Source organism: Streptomyces canus (genome assembly GCF_030815415.1).
Classification (GTDB): domain Bacteria; phylum Actinomycetota; class Actinomycetes; order Streptomycetales; family Streptomycetaceae; genus Streptomyces; species Streptomyces canus_F.
The window spans coordinates 4,451,695-4,465,517 of the sequence record NZ_JAUSWW010000001.1 but is presented as its reverse complement, the minus strand read 5'-3'; the positions used below and the strand labels follow the sequence as shown (position 1 = coordinate 4,465,517).

The following is a 13,823-nucleotide window of genomic DNA, read 5'->3' as shown; positions in this document are numbered from 1 at the left end:
CGTGATCCCGCGTAGGGCGTTGGATCACCCGGTGGGGTGAAGTGTGATCAGCTCAGCTTCTTGTTCTGGGCCTTGACCAGGTCGGTGGGGACCTTGGCGGAGCCGGACCGGCCCTGCATGAAGCCGCTGGTGTCGATCGAGAAGTAGTTGACGATCGTGTCGCCGAAGCGGAAGGTCTGGGTGCGCATGGTCTGTGTGCCCTTGTAGCTGACGGTGGACGCGGTGGCGATCGACTCGTCGGCGGCTGCGTCCGGGAACGGCGTCTCCTTCTTCACCGAGGTGTAGGGGGTGCTCGCCTTGTCGGACTTGGCGGTGTAGCCCGCTGTGCACGAGGAGACCGCCTCGGCCAGGCCCTTCATCGCGGCTTCGGCCTTGCCCTCGGTGTAGGTGGCGAGGGTGATGTAGTTGTACGCGAAGGTTCCGTCGTTGGCGACGTGGACGACCGAGGCCTCGGGGTCGCCGAGGGGAAGGTAGTTGGTCGCGTACGCCAGCGGCGCGCAGGACGCCTTGTCGACGCTCATGTCCTCCTGGGTCTCGGCCATGGCGTCGCCCTTGGCGGGTTCGTCGACGGTGTAGTCGGGGGCCTCCGCCTTCGTGACGAACAGCTTCGTCAGCTCCTTCACCGGGTCCACCGCGGGCTTCGCCTGCGAGGCCGTCGTCTTCGGCCCGGCGGTGGTCTTCGCGTCCGAGCCCCCGTCGCCTTCACCGTCGCCGCACGCCGTCAGCGTGGTGAGGGACAGGACGGTCAGCAGGGGCAGGGCGAGTGCGGCTCGCTTCATGGTGGGGGCTCCTTGGTGGGGGGTGCTTGGTCTTCGGTGGGGGTGGGGGAAGGCGCGCTGTCGTGCTAGTCGTTCAGCAACTTCCGGAGGGCCGGTGACAGTTCGGGCACCCGCGCCCCGGCCGCCTGCGCCGCGATGACCGACCGGACGTACTGCACCGCCTCCGCGCGCAGCCGTGTCTCCTCGCTGCCGTGGTGGCTGCCCGCGAGCCAGATGCCGATCGCCACGGGGATCAGCACGAGGGCGGCGTAACCGATCGGCTCGGTCTGTGACCAGGCCCAGGCCGCACCACCCGCGCCCGCGAAGAGCAGCAGCCAGCCCGTCTCGTCGTGCCAGCCACCGGAGGACGCGAGGCGTTCGTACTCGGTGACCGCGGCCGGTTTCGGAGGCACCGCGCCTCCGCTGGCACCCTGCGGGGAAGGGGCACCGGCGTCCGGGTACGACGGAATCGGCGTCGCCCCCTTCCCGCTCCCGCCCTCCGCCTTGCCCTCCAGCCACGCCGGCACATGCGCCGGCGGCATCCCGTGGGCCCGGGCCACGCCCAGGACCTCGCGGTAACCGGCGAGGGCGGGGTGCAGCAGTTCACGCTTCCAGTTCGCGCGGACGCGGGTGAGCGCGGCCACGGCCAGGATCAGGAGGGGGCCCGCCGCCAGTGCGGCCTTCGGACCGAGCGAGGGCGCCGACACCGCCACGAACGGCCACACCACGCACGCCAGCAGGGCGATACCGCCCGCCCACGCCAACGGCCTGTGCTGTGCCGCCGTCGCCGCCCGGCGCCGCTCCGCGAGCAACGCCGTCACCTGCCGGTCGTCCGTGTAGTCCACGCCGGTCCGCGCCCCGATCGCGCGCACCGCCTCCGCCACCCGGGGGTCCGACGCCAGCGCCGCCCCTCCGATCGGAAGAAGGACCGCTTCCATGCTCGCCATCGCCGTCATCCCGCCCCGTGTCCGTGAATCGAGCAAAGATCATGGCACGCCGGTTTTCCGGCCTCGTGAGCGAATCGTGCAGGCCTCATGGGCGGACCGTGACGAAAACCTCCGCGCGTGCGGGATGAGGTGGCTGTAATCGATTCACTCCCGCACAGCTCGCGGCCCTTCTCCGGCTCCCGCACAACTGGGCAACGCGCGCCCGAAGTTGCAGATGAATAACGAGGAGCAGGGTGAGAAGCGTGACTCCGAACGCGCCTTGAGGGGCTTATGTGCGGCTGATACGGTGCCATGGCTTGACACTCACCCCAGCGATCGCTATCCGCGCAGATCGAGCAGCGGCGGGTGAAGTGTCCTAATTTGCAGAGAATTTGGCAGACAATTTTCTTGGGTGTACGGGGAGCGGTTGCGTGAAGATCCAAGAGCGTACGGGGGCGGGTCAGGGTCGTTCCGCCGCTCCTGCTCAGCCGTCGGTCGGCGACCGGCTTCCCACGCCGCCTCGCGAGCGCAAACCGGCGCTGGCGGCGCTGGCGGTGCTGCTGATCCTGGTCGGTGCGCTGGGGGCGACGATGCTCGTGCTCCAGGCCGGTGACCGGATCGAGGTGGTCAAGGTGACGAAGGAGATCCCGGCGGGCGGATCGGTCACCGACAGCAACGTGACCTCCGTCATGGTCGCCGAGGACAGCAGCATCCACTACGTCAAGTGGTCACTGCTGGATGACCTGAAGAAGCTGAAGGCCGTCAGCACCATCCCGGCGGGCGCCGTCGCCGTCGGGGAGATGTTCGGTGACAAGGTCGGCGCCACCCAGGGCAAGACCCTCGTCGGCGTCTCCCTCAAGGCAGGCCAGTTCCCGGCTGACATCAAGGTCGGGGACACCGTCGCCGCCTACCGCGTCACCGAGGGCGGATCCGGCTCCGGCGGCAACAGCTCCGCGTCCGCGACCGGCGGCAACTCGCTGATCGTCGACAACGCCGTGGTGAGCACCGTTCCGGCCGCGAGCGGTGACGAACTCGTCGGCAGTACGAACTCGTCGTACACCCTGGCCGTCGACAACGACGACGCCGGTGCCCTCGCCCAGGCCGCCGCCAACAACGAAGTCGTCCTCGTCCTCGTCCCCAGCAGCAACTAGAAGGCGGCTCCCGACCCATGGCGCTCATCGCTCTCGCCGCCGACAAGGGCTCCCCCGGCGTCACCACCGCGGCCGTCGCCCTCGCGGCGGTCTGGCCGCGGCGGGTGCTGCTCGCCGAGACCGACCCGGCGGGCGGCGACCTCGTCTACCGCAGTGCCGCCGCGCACGGCGGGCCGCTCAACCCGAACACCGGCATGCTGTCCATCGCCGCCACCGCCCGCCGCGGACTCGTCCCCGACCAACTCTGGGACCACGTACAGCCGTTGAGCGGCGGGCTCGAAGTGCTCGTCGGACTCGGGAACGCCGAGCAGGCCGCCGGTCTCGCCGGACTGTGGCCGACCCTCGGGCACTCCTTCGCCTCGCTCGCCGAGTCCCCGCACGCCGCCGCCGACGTCATCGCCGACTGCGGCCGGATCGCCGGGGAGACCCCCGCGGCGGACCTGTTCCCGCACGCCGCCCTCGTACTGCTGATCAGCCGTACCGAGCCGGAGGCCATCGCCCGCGTGCGCGACCGTGCCGCCGCCCTCGGCAACAAGCTGCACGGCGGCGCGCGCGGTGCCGCGAGCCTGGGCACGCCGATGATCGGGGTCGTGCTGATCGCCGACACCAACAGCGCGGCGAAGATCGCGGGCCAGGTCAACGACATGCTCGTGCACGCCCAGACCGGCGCCCGCGTCGTCGGCACCATCGCCGACGACCCCACCGGCGCCGACCAGTTGGCCGGCCGTAAGCGCGGGCGGCTCGACAAGTCGCTGCTCATCCGCTCGGCCCGCAAGGTCACCGCGGACCTCTACCAGCAGTACGGCGCCGCCTGGACCGTACCCACGCAGGCCCAGCACGGTCAGATGCACGGCGAGATGAACGGCCATGCCGGAGCCGGCCGATGACCGCTGTCGACCATCAACTGGTCAAGCGGTTCCGTCAGGAGGCCGGCGACCGGATCTCGGAGCAGCGGCGCCAGGACCAGGTGTCCGGCGTCACCCCGATGTCCCCCGAGGACGAGCGGCACTACGCCCGTGCGGTCATAGCCCAGATCCTGGAGGACCACGCCCGCACCGAGATCAACGCCGGGCGCACCCCTCTCGACGCGGAGACCGAGGAGCAGTACGCCGCCGCGGTGCACGCCGCGCTCTTCGGCGTCGGACGGCTCCAGCCGCTCCTCGACAACCCGGACGTCGAGAACATCGACATCAACGGCTACGACCAGGTCTTCGTCGGCTACTCCGACGGCCGTGAGGTCACCGGCGACCCCGTCGCCGAGTCCGACGAGGAACTCATCGAGCTCATCCAGGTGCTCGGCGCGTACTCGGGTCTGTCGTCCCGCCCCTTCGACTCCGCCAACCCCCAGCTCGACCTGCGGCTCCCGGACGGTTCGCGTCTGTCGGCCGTCATGGACGTCACCCGGCGCCCGGCGCTCTCCATCCGTCGCGCCCGTATGGGCAAGGTCTTCATCTCCGACCTCGTCGGCAACGGCACGCTGAGCCCGGAGGTCGCGCACTTCCTCGCCTGCGCGGTGCGGGCCCGCAAGAACATCATGATCGCGGGCGCGACCAACGCCGGAAAGACCACCCTGCTGAGGGCCCTCGCCAACGAGATCCCGCCGCACGAACGACTGATCACCGTCGAACGCGCCCTGGAGCTCGGGCTCGACACCTTCGCCGACCTCCACCCCAACGTCGTCGCCTTCGAGGAACGCCTGCCCAACTCCGAGGGCCAGGGCATGATCTCGATGGCGGAACTCGTCCGCCGTTCCCTGCGTATGAACCCCTCCCGCGTCATCGTCGGTGAGGTCCTCGGCGACGAGATCGTGACCATGCTCAACGCGATGTCGCAGGGCAACGACGGCTCGCTGTCCACGATCCACGCCAACAGCTCCAGCGAGGTCTTCAACCGTATTTCCACGTACGCGTTGCAGGCCTCCGAGCGGCTGCCCATCGAGGCCAGCCAGATGCTGATCGCGGGCGCCGTGAACTTCGTCGTCTTCATCCAGCGGCGCAACAACTTCCAGTCGGGCGGCCGCCTCCAGCGCTCGGTCACCTCCATCCGCGAGGTCAACGGCGTGGACGGCCGGGTGCTGTCCAGCGAGGTGTTCGCCGAGGCGCACGACGGCCGGGTCGTGCCGCACGCGCCCATCGCGTGCGTGGAAGACCTGATCGCACAGGGCTACCGGCCCACCGGAGCGTGGGGGTGACCATGACGACTCAGACCATGGCGGCTCAGGCCATGACGGCCCGGACGCAGACTCTTGCCGCACTCGACTCGCTCGGTTCCATGGGCGGGCTGTTCTCCACCGAGGTCCTGTTCTCGATCGCGTCCGGTGTCGCCGTCGGCGGTGGCATCGCGCTGTTCGCCATCGCCGTACGAGGGCTTCCGGCCAAGCCGGACCACGAGAAGCAGAAGGCCGCCGAGCGGGCGAGCGAGCTGATCCGGTTCGCCGGGCAGCGCGGCTCGCTCGCCGCCATCGTCGGCATCGTCGTCCTGCTGCTCACCCAGTGGGCGGTGGCCGGTATCGCGGCCGGTGTGCTCGTCTTCTTCTGGGACCGCCTGTTCGGCGGTGCCGGCGAGGAGCGCGCCGCGATGAAACGCGTGGAGGCGCTGGCCGGCTGGACGGAGTCGCTGCGCGACACCATCGCCGGCGCGGTCGGCCTGGAGCAGGCCATCCCGGCGTCCGCACGCGCCTCGGCGCCCGTGCTGCGCCCGCACCTGGACGCGCTCGTCGACCGACTGCGTGCCCGCACGCCGCTGCCCGACGCGCTCCAGCACCTCGCCGACGAGATCGACGACGCCTCCGCCGACATCATCGTCGCGGCCCTCATCCTCAACGCCCGCCTCCGCGGCCCCGGTCTGCGCCAGGTGCTCGGCGCGCTCGCCAAGTCGGCGCGCGAAGAGGTCGACATGCGCAACCGCGTGATGGCCCAACGGGCCTCCACCCGGCGCTCGGTGCAGATCGTCGTCGCGGTGTCGGTCGCCTTCGTCCTCGGACTGTCCGTGTTCAACCGGGAGTTCGTGGAGCCGTACGGCACCGCGATCGGCCAGGTCGTCCTCGCCATCGTCTGCGGGCTGTTCGCCCTCGGCTTCTGGTGGCTGCGCAAGCTGTCGACGATCGAGACGCCCGAACGCTTCCTGGTCAAGGACGACGCTTCGGTCCAGTTCGTCCGCCCGCGCACGCCGTCCGCGCAGCAGCCGGTCCAGCCGTCGCAGGAAGAGGGGGTACGCCGATGAGTGACGTCACCATGCCGGTCGTCGTCGGCGCGGTCATCGGCCTCGGCATCTACGTCCTGGTCCGCGCCCTCATGCCGTCGAAGCGCAGCGCGGTCTCGCAGGTCGCGCGGATCGACGCGATGCGGGCCCGGGGCACGGCGTACGAGTCCGCGCGCGGCGCCTCCGATTCGGGCCGTCTCGGCTCGGTGCGGGCCGAAGTCGGCCAGCGCGTCGCCGAGTTCTATCTCCAGCAGGGCTGGGAGCAGCGCTCGCTGCGGGCGGACCTCGCGGTCCTGGACCGCAGCTGGGAGAAGTTCCTGGCGACGAAGGTGCTGCTGGCCACGGCGGGGCTGTTCTTCGGCCCGCTCATGTTCGCGATCGTGTGGACGCTGGCCATCGCCGACAGCCCGATCATCCCGGTCTGGCTGGCGCTGCTGTTCGCGGCCGTCTTCTTCTTCCTCCCCGACCTCGAGGTGCGCCGGGACGCCGCCGACAAGCGGCGCGACCTGCGGCGCGTGATCGGCGCCTATCTGGACCTGGTGTCGATGAGCCTCGCCGGCGGCCGCGGTCTGCCGGAGGCGCTGATGGCGGCGGCCGAGGTGTCGGACGGCTGGGCCACCCAGCGCATCCGCAACGCCCTCGCCGACGCCCGTATCACCGGCACCAGCCAGTGGCAGGCGCTGGGCCAGCTCGGTGAGGAACTGGGCGTGGAGGAGCTGAAGGACCTCTCGGCCTCCCTCGCCCTGGTCGCGGACGACGGCGCGAAGGTCCGTGAGTCGCTCGCCTCCCGCGCCGAGACCATGCGACACCGCGAGATGGCCGAGATCGAGGGCAGCGCGGGCGAGAAGTCACAGTCGATGCTCGTCGCCCAGCTGCTGCTGTGCGCCGGCTTCCTGGTGTTCCTGATCTACCCGGCCGCCATGCGGGTCTTCCAAGTCTGACGCCGCCTCAACCCTCGAAAGCCTCTGAAAGGACAACTGACCATGAACGAGCGGAACTTCAGCACGGGGATCCCGGCGGTGGACTTCCTCGTCACCTTCCTCCAGGGCCGCGTGCAGCGTGCCCGCTCCGGCGAACTCGACCGCGGTGCCTCCGCCGTCGAGTGGGTCATCATCTCCGCGGTCGTCGTGGCGATCGTCGGCGTGGTCGCCGCGATCATCAACCGGGCCCTGGAAGGCGGCGCCGAGAAGGTCGAGAACTGCATCAACGGCGCCAACCAGAGCGGCACCTGCTGAAGCAGCGGAATCGAAGAAGGTACGGGGGTCTGGTGCAGCGCATGCGGGCATGGGTACGCCGTCGGCGGGAAGCCGCGTCACGCGGCGACTCCGGCATGACCGCGATCGAGTTCGTGCTGCTCACCCCCGTCCTGTTCTTCATGATCTTCGCCACCGTGCAGTTCGCGCTGTACTTCTTCGCCGACCACGTGGCTCAGGCGGCCGCTCAGGCCGGTGCCCGCAAGGCGCGTGCCACGGCGCACGACGAGCCGGGTGCGTGGCGGGGCAAGGCGCGGGACGTGGTGGACGACTACATCAGCCAACTGGGCCCGAGCCTGGTGCTGTCACCGGACGTGGAGATGGTGCAGCCGGAGCAGAACACGGTGGGTGTGGAGATCACGGCACGGGTCCCGTCGGTCTTCCCCGGCCTGGATCTCACCGTGCACGCACAGTCGGTCGGTCCGGTGGAGCGGTTCGTGACGGAGGACGGCAACTAGATGTCCTCTCTCAAGCGCCGCCTGGCCGACGACCGGGGCCTGTCCGCCATCGAGGTCGTGATCCTGGCCCCGGTGATGATCCTCTTCATCCTCGTCCTGGTCGCTTTCGGGCAGATGGTGGAGGGGCGCGGCGCCATCGACGGCGCCGCCCGCGACGCGGCCCGTGCCGGCTCCCTCCAGTGGGACGTCGGCAACGCCATGGCGGAGGCGCGGAAGGCGGCCGAGGCCGACCTGACGGACGTCTGCGTCGGCCCGGTGACGGTGGACAAGACCAGCGCCGGCTTCGAGGACGCCGAGCTCTTCACGGTCGAGGTCAGCTGCCGGGTGAAGGGTCTGGCCATCGTCGGCCTGGACATCAAGACCACGATGTCGGGTTCCTTCACGGCCCCGCTCGACCCGTTCAAGAGGAAGGCGGGATGAGGAACTTGAGCGTTCCTGCCGCTGTCCGCACATGGCTGGACTCCCGCCGCGCCCACCTCGACGACCGCGGCTCAGGCGCCGGCGCGGTCATCATCTTCGCCCTCGTCTTCATCTCCCTCTCCGCCTTCGTGATCGACGGCGGCCTCTCCATCTCCAAACGGGAGCGCGCGGCGGACATCGCCGAACAGGCGGCCCGCTACGCCGCCCAGGACATCGACACCGACGCCCTCTACGAGAACGAGGGCGGCGAAGCACCGATCAACTACGAGAACTGCGACGCCCGCGTCAAGGCCTTCGCCCGCGAGATGGACATGTCCGGCGCGGACATCGCCGCCACCCACTGCGTGGCGGCGGACGTCGACCAGGTCCAGGTCGAGGTGCAGTTGACGTACTCGCCGGTGTTCGTCGGCATGTTCTACAGCGGCGACGTGGTCGTCCATGGGCAGGCGGTGGCGGAGAACGAGGTCGGCTGACGCCGTCGACCCGCCTCGCCAACCGACAGGCTCGTGATCACGCCGGACACGCCCAGATCTTCTCCGGACCCGAGTACGTCATCCTCCAAAGCGGCGTCTCCGATCGGTGGATGGTCGTGAAGCGAACGGGTCCCTGGTTCCGCTTGAGGAAGGACGACCTGCCGACCCTCGCTTCGATCTCCGGCTGCGGTCATTCCATATCGACTTCCCGTGGATCTCGGAAGTGATGTGGGTACAGGCTTCCGGAAGTCCTGGCGGCACTCGGGGTGGCCGATCGTTACGCGCCTGCGAGTGAGCTGGAAGACGTCGAGCAGGAGTTCGTGGACTCCCACCCTTCGAAACGTCTCCTCGAATACGTCGGCGGCGCCCCCTCGACGCTTCCGCAAGGAGCCCGTTCGCTTCTCGCCGATCACATGAAGAGCTACTTACCGGATCGACGTCCGCCTACGGCCTGCCACAAGCCCTCGGTCGCGTAAGTGGCGCTCAGCCACCACGCCTCCAACTTGTCCTGTACTCGCAGCCGTACCCGCATCCGTTTGAGCCACGGCGGCAGATCCCGGTACGGCACGAACGTCAGCGTGTCCCTGATGGCGTCCTCGGCGGTCCCTTGCAGACCCGCGGCCCGCAGCACGGCGTACAGCTCCGGCGTCAGCGCCCCGTTGAGCCGCGCCGCCACAGCCACCGCCGTGAACGCGAACCACCGCTGATCGCGGTCGGGCAACCGCGTCGCCCTGACGATCCGCGGCGACGCCTCCTCCAGCGAGCAGTTGAAGGCCAGCGCGATCACGGCCGTACCGAGCGGCCACTCACCGCGCTCGAACGCGGCGTCCACCTCGGCGGGGTCGGCGATGCCCGACACCCCCTCGCCGGTCTTCCAGTCGACCATCCCGTGAACCTAGCTCACACCCCGCCCAGCAAAGACGCCAACCCACGGTCAAGGGCCGGTTCCAGGGGCTCGCCGCCCGGTTCCATCACGGCGTACGAGCGGAGCAGGAACCGATGCAGCGCCGGCGTCTCGAAGACGACCAGCGCGACGCCCTCCAGGGACCGGAACTCGATGGCGGTGCGGGACGGGCCGCACGGGCGGACGTGGACGTTGCCGACTCCGGCCGGGCAGCCGAGGCCCTCTTCCAACAGGCCGCGGGCGAAGGTCCAGGTGACCTCCTCGCCGTCGAGGGAGATCCAGGGCGGGAAGACGAAGTGGACGGCCAGGGGGTCGTCCGAGGCGTAACGGAGGGTCACGGGGACCGCCAGCTCCTCGTCGTCCTCGGTGAGCAGACGCGCGCCGGTGGGCTGTTCCAGGGCGAAGTACATGGACGGGCTCCGATGTGGGGCTGGTTGGGCCGATACGTGTGTACGAGCGACTGGAGGGGTCTCTGATTACGTCGTTACGGGAGTGACGTGCGTCACTTTCTGTGATGGCTGAAACTTTGTTTGAATGTTTTGCCATCTAGCCTTGCAAATCCTTCCCCGCTCAGAGCAGGCCCCTGGAGCGTTTCGCCATGTCCGACGTTTCCACCGCCGTTTCCACCGCCGACTACGCCCGGATCTACGAGGAGCAGCAGCCGCGTCTCGTCGCGTATGCCCGCTCGCTCACCCGGAACGCCCACACCGCCGAAGACCTCGTCGCCGAGGCGCACTTCCGGGTGTGGCGGCGGCTGGCCGCGGGGCACAGGATCGACAACGTGCCGGCGTATCTGATGACGACCCTGCGGCACTTGGCGAGCGCCGCGGGGAGTGCCGTACGGGAGACCCCGCTGGATCCGCAGGCCGGCGAGCAGGCCGAGGCCGGGCGGCACGGGGACGATCCGGCCGAGCACGTGTCCTCCGTCGACATGGTGGTGCGGGTGCTGGGGCAGTTGCCCGAACGGTGGGTCAAGGCACTGTGGTTGGCCGAGGCGGAGGGGCAGCCGCTCGCGGCGATCGGGCCGCAGCTCGGGACCAAGGAGGGCGCCACCGCCGTACTGCTGCACCGGGCACGGGAAGGGATGCGGCTGGCGTTTCTGCGGACGCAGACCGGTGCGCCCGACGACCCCGCGTGCCAGGTGCACTGGGCTCGAATGCCCGCCTATGTACGGGGTTCAGCCACCGCCCGGCAGTCCGAGCGGCTGCTCGGGCATGTGGACGCGTGCGACGACTGCCGGGCGCGGCTGGCGGCGCTGATGAGCGCCAACAACCGGCTGCCGGCCCTGGTCGGGCCCGCGCTGCTGGTGTTCGCGGTGGGCGGGACCGGCAAGTTCCTGCTGGGGTTCGCGGGTACGGCGACCGCCTTCGGCGGGTCCGGTGGCGGGCTGCTGGACGGAGTGCGGCACGGCTCGGTCGGGGTGTCCAAGGCCGCTGCCGCCGCGGGGGCCGTGGTGGTGGGGGCTGCCGCGGTGTTCCTCGCCCTCGGGCCCGTCGAGTTCGGTTCGATTCCGGCTCAGCGGCAGCCGGTTGCCGAGGGGCCGGTGGCCGAGGTTCCGGTGGCGGAGGCGCCGGCGACAGGTGACGGGGTGGAGGGCGGCGGTAAGGCAGAGGGGGCGGCCGACGTTCAGCCCAGTGTGCGGGTTCGGGTCGAGGGCGCGAGCGGGGGCGCAACCGGTGTGACGGAGGCGGAGGAGGGGCCGGTGGCCGCCACACCGTCGCCCACCCGGACCGCGCCGCCGGAGGAGCCTGGGGACGCGACGCCGGGGGACACGGATCCGGCACCGCCGACGACCGGAGGGGCGGGCGAGGACCCGGAGGCCCCGGCACCGCCTGTCGATGACTCCCCCAAGGCACCGGAACCTCCCGTCGAGGAACCTCCGAAGACACCGGAGCCCCCCGTCGCGGACCCTCCGAAGACACCGGAACCTCCCGCCGAGGACCCGCCGAAGACACCCATACCGCCCACCGAGCAGCCCCCCACCCCACCGGCCCCGCCCGCCGAGGAGCCCGGCCACGACTCCCCCGAGGCACCGACGCCTCCCGTCGAGGGCACCCCCGAACCCGGGACCCCGAGCGCACCGACACCCGACCCCACGCCGGACCCGGGCCCCTCGACTCCGGTGGATCCTCAGCCCGTTGAGGACCCGAGCCCGACACCGGCCGACCCGCGCCCCGCACCGGCCGACCCAGACCCCACGCCGGTCGCCCCGCCAGTCGAGGACCCAACGCCGGTCGCACCGCCCGTCCAGGACCCGAGCCCGGCCACCCCGCCGACCGAGGACCCGGCGCCGACCGCTCCCAGCCCCGCAGACCCGCCCACTACGACCGACCCGGGTCCCGCCCCCGTAGCCCCCGGGGACGACTGTGCGGACCCCACGCCGGGCGGCTAGCCGCCCACGGCCTGACTCCGCCCTGCGGATTGTCAGGCCGTGACGGTCCTAGCTGCTCTTGGAGTCCTTCTCCTCGGTCTTCATCCCCTCGTCGGCCTGCTTCGCGAGCTCGTCGTCGAGCTTCTTGAACTCGCGGACAACGGCGTCCGACATCTTCGCGAGCGCGTCGAGCTGCTGCGTGATGTCCTCGCGGCCGTCCTCCCAGTTGGACTCGAAGTCGTCGAGGGAGTCGTTGACGCTGCCGTCGCCGATGTCGTCCCTGTACTGCTCGAAAAGCTTCTTGGTGTGGTTGAGCCGGGTCTTGATCGACCGCAGCTGGCGGCCGTAGTCCTCCAGCTGGCTCAGCGGGATGGAGAGGTCGCTCTTGCCGCCCTGGCCCATTCCGGACTCCCCCGATCTCGTAGTCTGACGTGCACGGTACAACGGAAAGATTCCGGCGTCAGCGAACGAGCAAACGGGGAAGGTCGGTCGGCAACATGGCCCGCTACATGGAGGCGCTCACGGTCGAGCGCGGGGGTTTCCGTATCAAGGTCCCCGAGTCGTGGTGGGAGTTCGACGTACGACCGGAGTCCCGGGACGACTCGATCCGCCGCATGGTGAACGAACGCGTCCAGCAGCACCCGGAGCTCGCCCAGTACCGCGACACCTACATGGACTTCCTCCGCAAGGCCGCGGCGGACGCGTGGAAGTCCGGCGCGCTGTACTGCGGCTGCATGGCGGAGAGCTTCGGCGGCGAAACACCGATCACGGGCTCGGTGACGGTGTCGATGGTGGGCGGTCGCAACGAGCGGGGCGAGCCCCTGTCGAACGACCCCTCCGTCATCGCCGGCCAGCTTGGCGTCAAGGAAGCCAAGAAGGAGGGCGACTCCTGGCGGAAGGTGACGACCGTCGACATCCCGGGGGTCGGGCCGGCGGCACGGACGTACGGCGTCGAGGACATCGTCGTACCCGACGACGCGCTCAACCGGACCATCCGGGCCGTACTGATGCAGACGTACATTCCCGTGCCGGGGCAGGAGGGCAAGGTCGCGCTGGTGGCGGGGAGCAGCCAGGTGCTGGACCTGGCTGACTCCTTCTTCGACATCTTCGACGCGATCACGTCGACGTTCCGGTTCAGCGGCTGACAGCGGCGGTGGCGCGGGTTCCCGAGAAGGGGTTGGCGTACGACGTGTTCGGCCCGCTGTGGGCGGTGCTGGACCTGGGCGCCGCGGCGGGCAGAGTCGCTGACGGACTTTGTGCCCGCCCGCACCATCGCGGCGCCCACCAGCCCCTGGGGCTGAGCCGGGCACCCGTCTCGTCGTATCCGCCGTGCAGAAGGCGGCTGCACTGCTGGGTGCCGACCCCGAGCGACCCGGTAGCTTGCGCAGGCTGCGGCCAGGATGAAGGCGTGCGTGACCGTCGGACCATGACCATCACTGGTGAGTGGGGCAGTGAGCAAGTGCATGAAAAGATCCCGCTCGTGCCTCAGACGATCGACCGCAGCCGCTCCCTGGAACAGCTCGACGGGCATAGCTGGCCGGACCCGCCCCCGGACACGACCGCCATGGTCATGAACATTCATGAGCTGCGCCGCCGTCCGGTCGGCCTGCTCGAACCGCATGAGCTTGCTCGCTTGATCGGCCAGGACATTGGCCTGCCCTGGCTGCTTCCACTGGCTGTGGAGTTCCTCCGGGACACCGCCCCCCGTCAGGCGGCCGGCGGTTGGTACGACGAGGATCTGCTCTATGCGGTCGTCACCAGAAGGCCGGAAGCGTGGGTGGATATCCCGGCTTCGGCACGTGAGTTGCGGGATACCGTAACCGGGCTGACCGACCTTTCACGCTACGTGAAGCGTGAATTGGAAGCCTTTCTCTCCACCCGTCCCGAAGAGGTGTGAAGTTGCCGAAC

Annotated in this window: 17 protein-coding genes; 12 read left to right on the top strand and 5 right to left on the bottom strand. The window is 70.0% G+C overall.

The window, feature by feature from the left end; all coding sequences use genetic code 11:
• Nucleotides 1-47 precede the first annotated feature (47 nt).
• Together QF037_RS20555 and QF037_RS20550 are read right to left on the bottom strand one after the other, a co-directional pair.
• On the bottom strand, nt 48-779 hold the full coding sequence (locus QF037_RS20555; protein WP_307027315.1) for a hypothetical protein: 732 nt from the start codon (nt 777-779) through the stop codon (nt 48-50).
• A 65-nt stretch (nt 780-844) separates the two neighbouring features.
• Complete coding sequence (locus QF037_RS20550; protein ID WP_307027313.1) at nt 845-1,705, bottom strand: hypothetical protein; 861 nt, start codon at nt 1,703-1,705, stop codon at nt 845-847.
• A 410-nt stretch (nt 1,706-2,115) separates the two neighbouring features.
• Between QF037_RS20550 and QF037_RS20545 the strand changes: the two genes are divergently transcribed.
• The 9 genes from QF037_RS20545 (at nt 2,116) to QF037_RS20505 (ending at nt 8,640) form a co-directional block, all read left to right on the top strand.
• The gene (locus tag QF037_RS20545; RefSeq protein WP_307027311.1) at nt 2,116-2,835 is read left to right on the top strand and encodes a hypothetical protein; all 720 of its coding nucleotides are present in this window, start codon (nt 2,116-2,118) and stop codon (nt 2,833-2,835) included.
• A 17-nt stretch (nt 2,836-2,852) separates the two neighbouring features.
• Nucleotides 2,853-3,722, top strand: coding sequence for a hypothetical protein (locus tag QF037_RS20540; protein ID WP_307027309.1), 870 nt, complete (start codon nt 2,853-2,855; stop codon nt 3,720-3,722).
• Nucleotides 3,719-5,026 carry a CpaF family protein gene (locus QF037_RS20535; RefSeq protein ID WP_307027307.1) on the top strand — a complete coding sequence of 436 codons (1,308 nt, stop codon included), beginning with the start codon at nt 3,719-3,721 and terminating at the stop codon, nt 5,024-5,026. Before QF037_RS20540 ends, QF037_RS20535 begins: the two co-directional genes overlap by 4 nt.
• Before the next feature lie 80 nt (nt 5,027-5,106).
• Nucleotides 5,107-6,057, top strand: coding sequence for a type II secretion system F family protein (locus QF037_RS20530; RefSeq protein ID WP_307037273.1), 951 nt, complete (start codon nt 5,107-5,109; stop codon nt 6,055-6,057).
• The gene (locus QF037_RS20525) at nt 6,054-6,977 is read left to right on the top strand and encodes a type II secretion system F family protein (RefSeq protein WP_307027305.1); all 924 of its coding nucleotides are present in this window, start codon (nt 6,054-6,056) and stop codon (nt 6,975-6,977) included. The genes QF037_RS20530 and QF037_RS20525 overlap by 4 nt, the downstream gene beginning before the upstream one ends.
• A gap of 42 nt (nt 6,978-7,019) precedes the next feature.
• On the top strand, nt 7,020-7,271 hold the full coding sequence (locus QF037_RS20520; protein WP_046263660.1) for a hypothetical protein: 252 nt from the start codon (nt 7,020-7,022) through the stop codon (nt 7,269-7,271).
• A gap of 41 nt (nt 7,272-7,312) precedes the next feature.
• A complete protein-coding gene (locus QF037_RS20515; protein WP_307027303.1) occupies nt 7,313-7,747 on the top strand; it encodes a TadE family protein in 435 nt (144 codons plus the stop codon).
• Nucleotides 7,748-8,167, top strand: a complete 420-nt coding sequence (locus QF037_RS20510) for a TadE/TadG family type IV pilus assembly protein (RefSeq protein WP_307027301.1) — start codon at nt 7,748-7,750, stop codon at nt 8,165-8,167.
• Complete coding sequence (locus tag QF037_RS20505; protein WP_307027299.1) at nt 8,164-8,640, top strand: TadE/TadG family type IV pilus assembly protein; 477 nt, start codon at nt 8,164-8,166, stop codon at nt 8,638-8,640. The genes QF037_RS20510 and QF037_RS20505 overlap by 4 nt, the downstream gene beginning before the upstream one ends.
• Before the next feature lie 421 nt (nt 8,641-9,061).
• Here the strand turns inward: QF037_RS20505 and QF037_RS20500 are convergent, their stop codons facing one another.
• Together QF037_RS20500 and QF037_RS20495 are read right to left on the bottom strand one after the other, a co-directional pair.
• The gene (locus QF037_RS20500) at nt 9,062-9,526 is read right to left on the bottom strand and encodes a hypothetical protein (RefSeq protein WP_307027297.1); all 465 of its coding nucleotides are present in this window, start codon (nt 9,524-9,526) and stop codon (nt 9,062-9,064) included.
• Nucleotides 9,527-9,540: 14 nt separating this feature from the next.
• Entirely contained in the window at nt 9,541-9,954 is a 414-nt protein-coding gene (locus QF037_RS20495; RefSeq protein WP_307027295.1) for an SsgA family sporulation/cell division regulator, read from the bottom strand.
• 188 nt (nt 9,955-10,142) lie between these two features.
• Between QF037_RS20495 and QF037_RS20490 the strand changes: the two genes are divergently transcribed.
• The gene (locus QF037_RS20490) at nt 10,143-11,936 is read left to right on the top strand and encodes a sigma factor (RefSeq protein ID WP_307027293.1); all 1,794 of its coding nucleotides are present in this window, start codon (nt 10,143-10,145) and stop codon (nt 11,934-11,936) included.
• Between the two features lie 48 nt (nt 11,937-11,984).
• Here the strand turns inward: QF037_RS20490 and QF037_RS20485 are convergent, their stop codons facing one another.
• On the bottom strand, nt 11,985-12,317 hold the full coding sequence (locus QF037_RS20485; RefSeq protein WP_307027291.1) for a hypothetical protein: 333 nt from the start codon (nt 12,315-12,317) through the stop codon (nt 11,985-11,987).
• Between the two features lie 95 nt (nt 12,318-12,412).
• Between QF037_RS20485 and QF037_RS20480 the strand changes: the two genes are divergently transcribed.
• Complete coding sequence (locus QF037_RS20480) at nt 12,413-13,060, top strand: hypothetical protein (RefSeq protein WP_307027289.1); 648 nt, start codon at nt 12,413-12,415, stop codon at nt 13,058-13,060.
• A 281-nt stretch (nt 13,061-13,341) separates the two neighbouring features.
• Complete coding sequence (locus tag QF037_RS20475) at nt 13,342-13,812, top strand: contact-dependent growth inhibition system immunity protein (protein WP_307027287.1); 471 nt, start codon at nt 13,342-13,344, stop codon at nt 13,810-13,812.
• Nucleotides 13,813-13,823: the final 11 nt, after the last annotated feature.

Excerpts from the sequence above, each read along its gene's own strand:
- QF037_RS20555 (WP_307027315.1), bottom strand. The coding sequence starts at position 779 with ATGAAGCGAGCCGCACTCGCCCTGCCCCTGCTGACCGTCCTGTCCCTC.
- QF037_RS20550 (WP_307027313.1), bottom strand. The coding sequence starts at position 1,705 with ATGGCGAGCATGGAAGCGGTCCTTCTTCCGATCGGAGGGGCGGCGCTG.
- QF037_RS20540 (WP_307027309.1), top strand. The coding sequence starts at position 2,853 with ATGGCGCTCATCGCTCTCGCCGCCGACAAGGGCTCCCCCGGCGTCACC.
- QF037_RS20535 (WP_307027307.1), top strand. The coding sequence starts at position 3,719 with ATGACCGCTGTCGACCATCAACTGGTCAAGCGGTTCCGTCAGGAGGCC.
- QF037_RS20530 (WP_307037273.1), top strand. The coding sequence starts at position 5,107 with ATGGGCGGGCTGTTCTCCACCGAGGTCCTGTTCTCGATCGCGTCCGGT.
- QF037_RS20525 (WP_307027305.1), top strand. The coding sequence starts at position 6,054 with ATGAGTGACGTCACCATGCCGGTCGTCGTCGGCGCGGTCATCGGCCTC.
- QF037_RS20520 (WP_046263660.1), top strand. The coding sequence starts at position 7,020 with ATGAACGAGCGGAACTTCAGCACGGGGATCCCGGCGGTGGACTTCCTC.
- QF037_RS20515 (WP_307027303.1), top strand. The coding sequence starts at position 7,313 with ATGCGGGCATGGGTACGCCGTCGGCGGGAAGCCGCGTCACGCGGCGAC.
- QF037_RS20510 (WP_307027301.1), top strand. The coding sequence starts at position 7,748 with ATGTCCTCTCTCAAGCGCCGCCTGGCCGACGACCGGGGCCTGTCCGCC.
- QF037_RS20505 (WP_307027299.1), top strand. The coding sequence starts at position 8,164 with ATGAGGAACTTGAGCGTTCCTGCCGCTGTCCGCACATGGCTGGACTCC.
- QF037_RS20500 (WP_307027297.1), bottom strand. The coding sequence starts at position 9,526 with ATGGTCGACTGGAAGACCGGCGAGGGGGTGTCGGGCATCGCCGACCCC.
- QF037_RS20495 (WP_307027295.1), bottom strand. The coding sequence starts at position 9,954 with ATGTACTTCGCCCTGGAACAGCCCACCGGCGCGCGTCTGCTCACCGAG.
- QF037_RS20490 (WP_307027293.1), top strand. The coding sequence starts at position 10,143 with ATGTCCGACGTTTCCACCGCCGTTTCCACCGCCGACTACGCCCGGATC.
- QF037_RS20485 (WP_307027291.1), bottom strand. The coding sequence starts at position 12,317 with ATGGGCCAGGGCGGCAAGAGCGACCTCTCCATCCCGCTGAGCCAGCTG.
- QF037_RS20480 (WP_307027289.1), top strand. The coding sequence starts at position 12,413 with ATGGCCCGCTACATGGAGGCGCTCACGGTCGAGCGCGGGGGTTTCCGT.
- QF037_RS20475 (WP_307027287.1), top strand. The coding sequence starts at position 13,342 with ATGACCATCACTGGTGAGTGGGGCAGTGAGCAAGTGCATGAAAAGATC.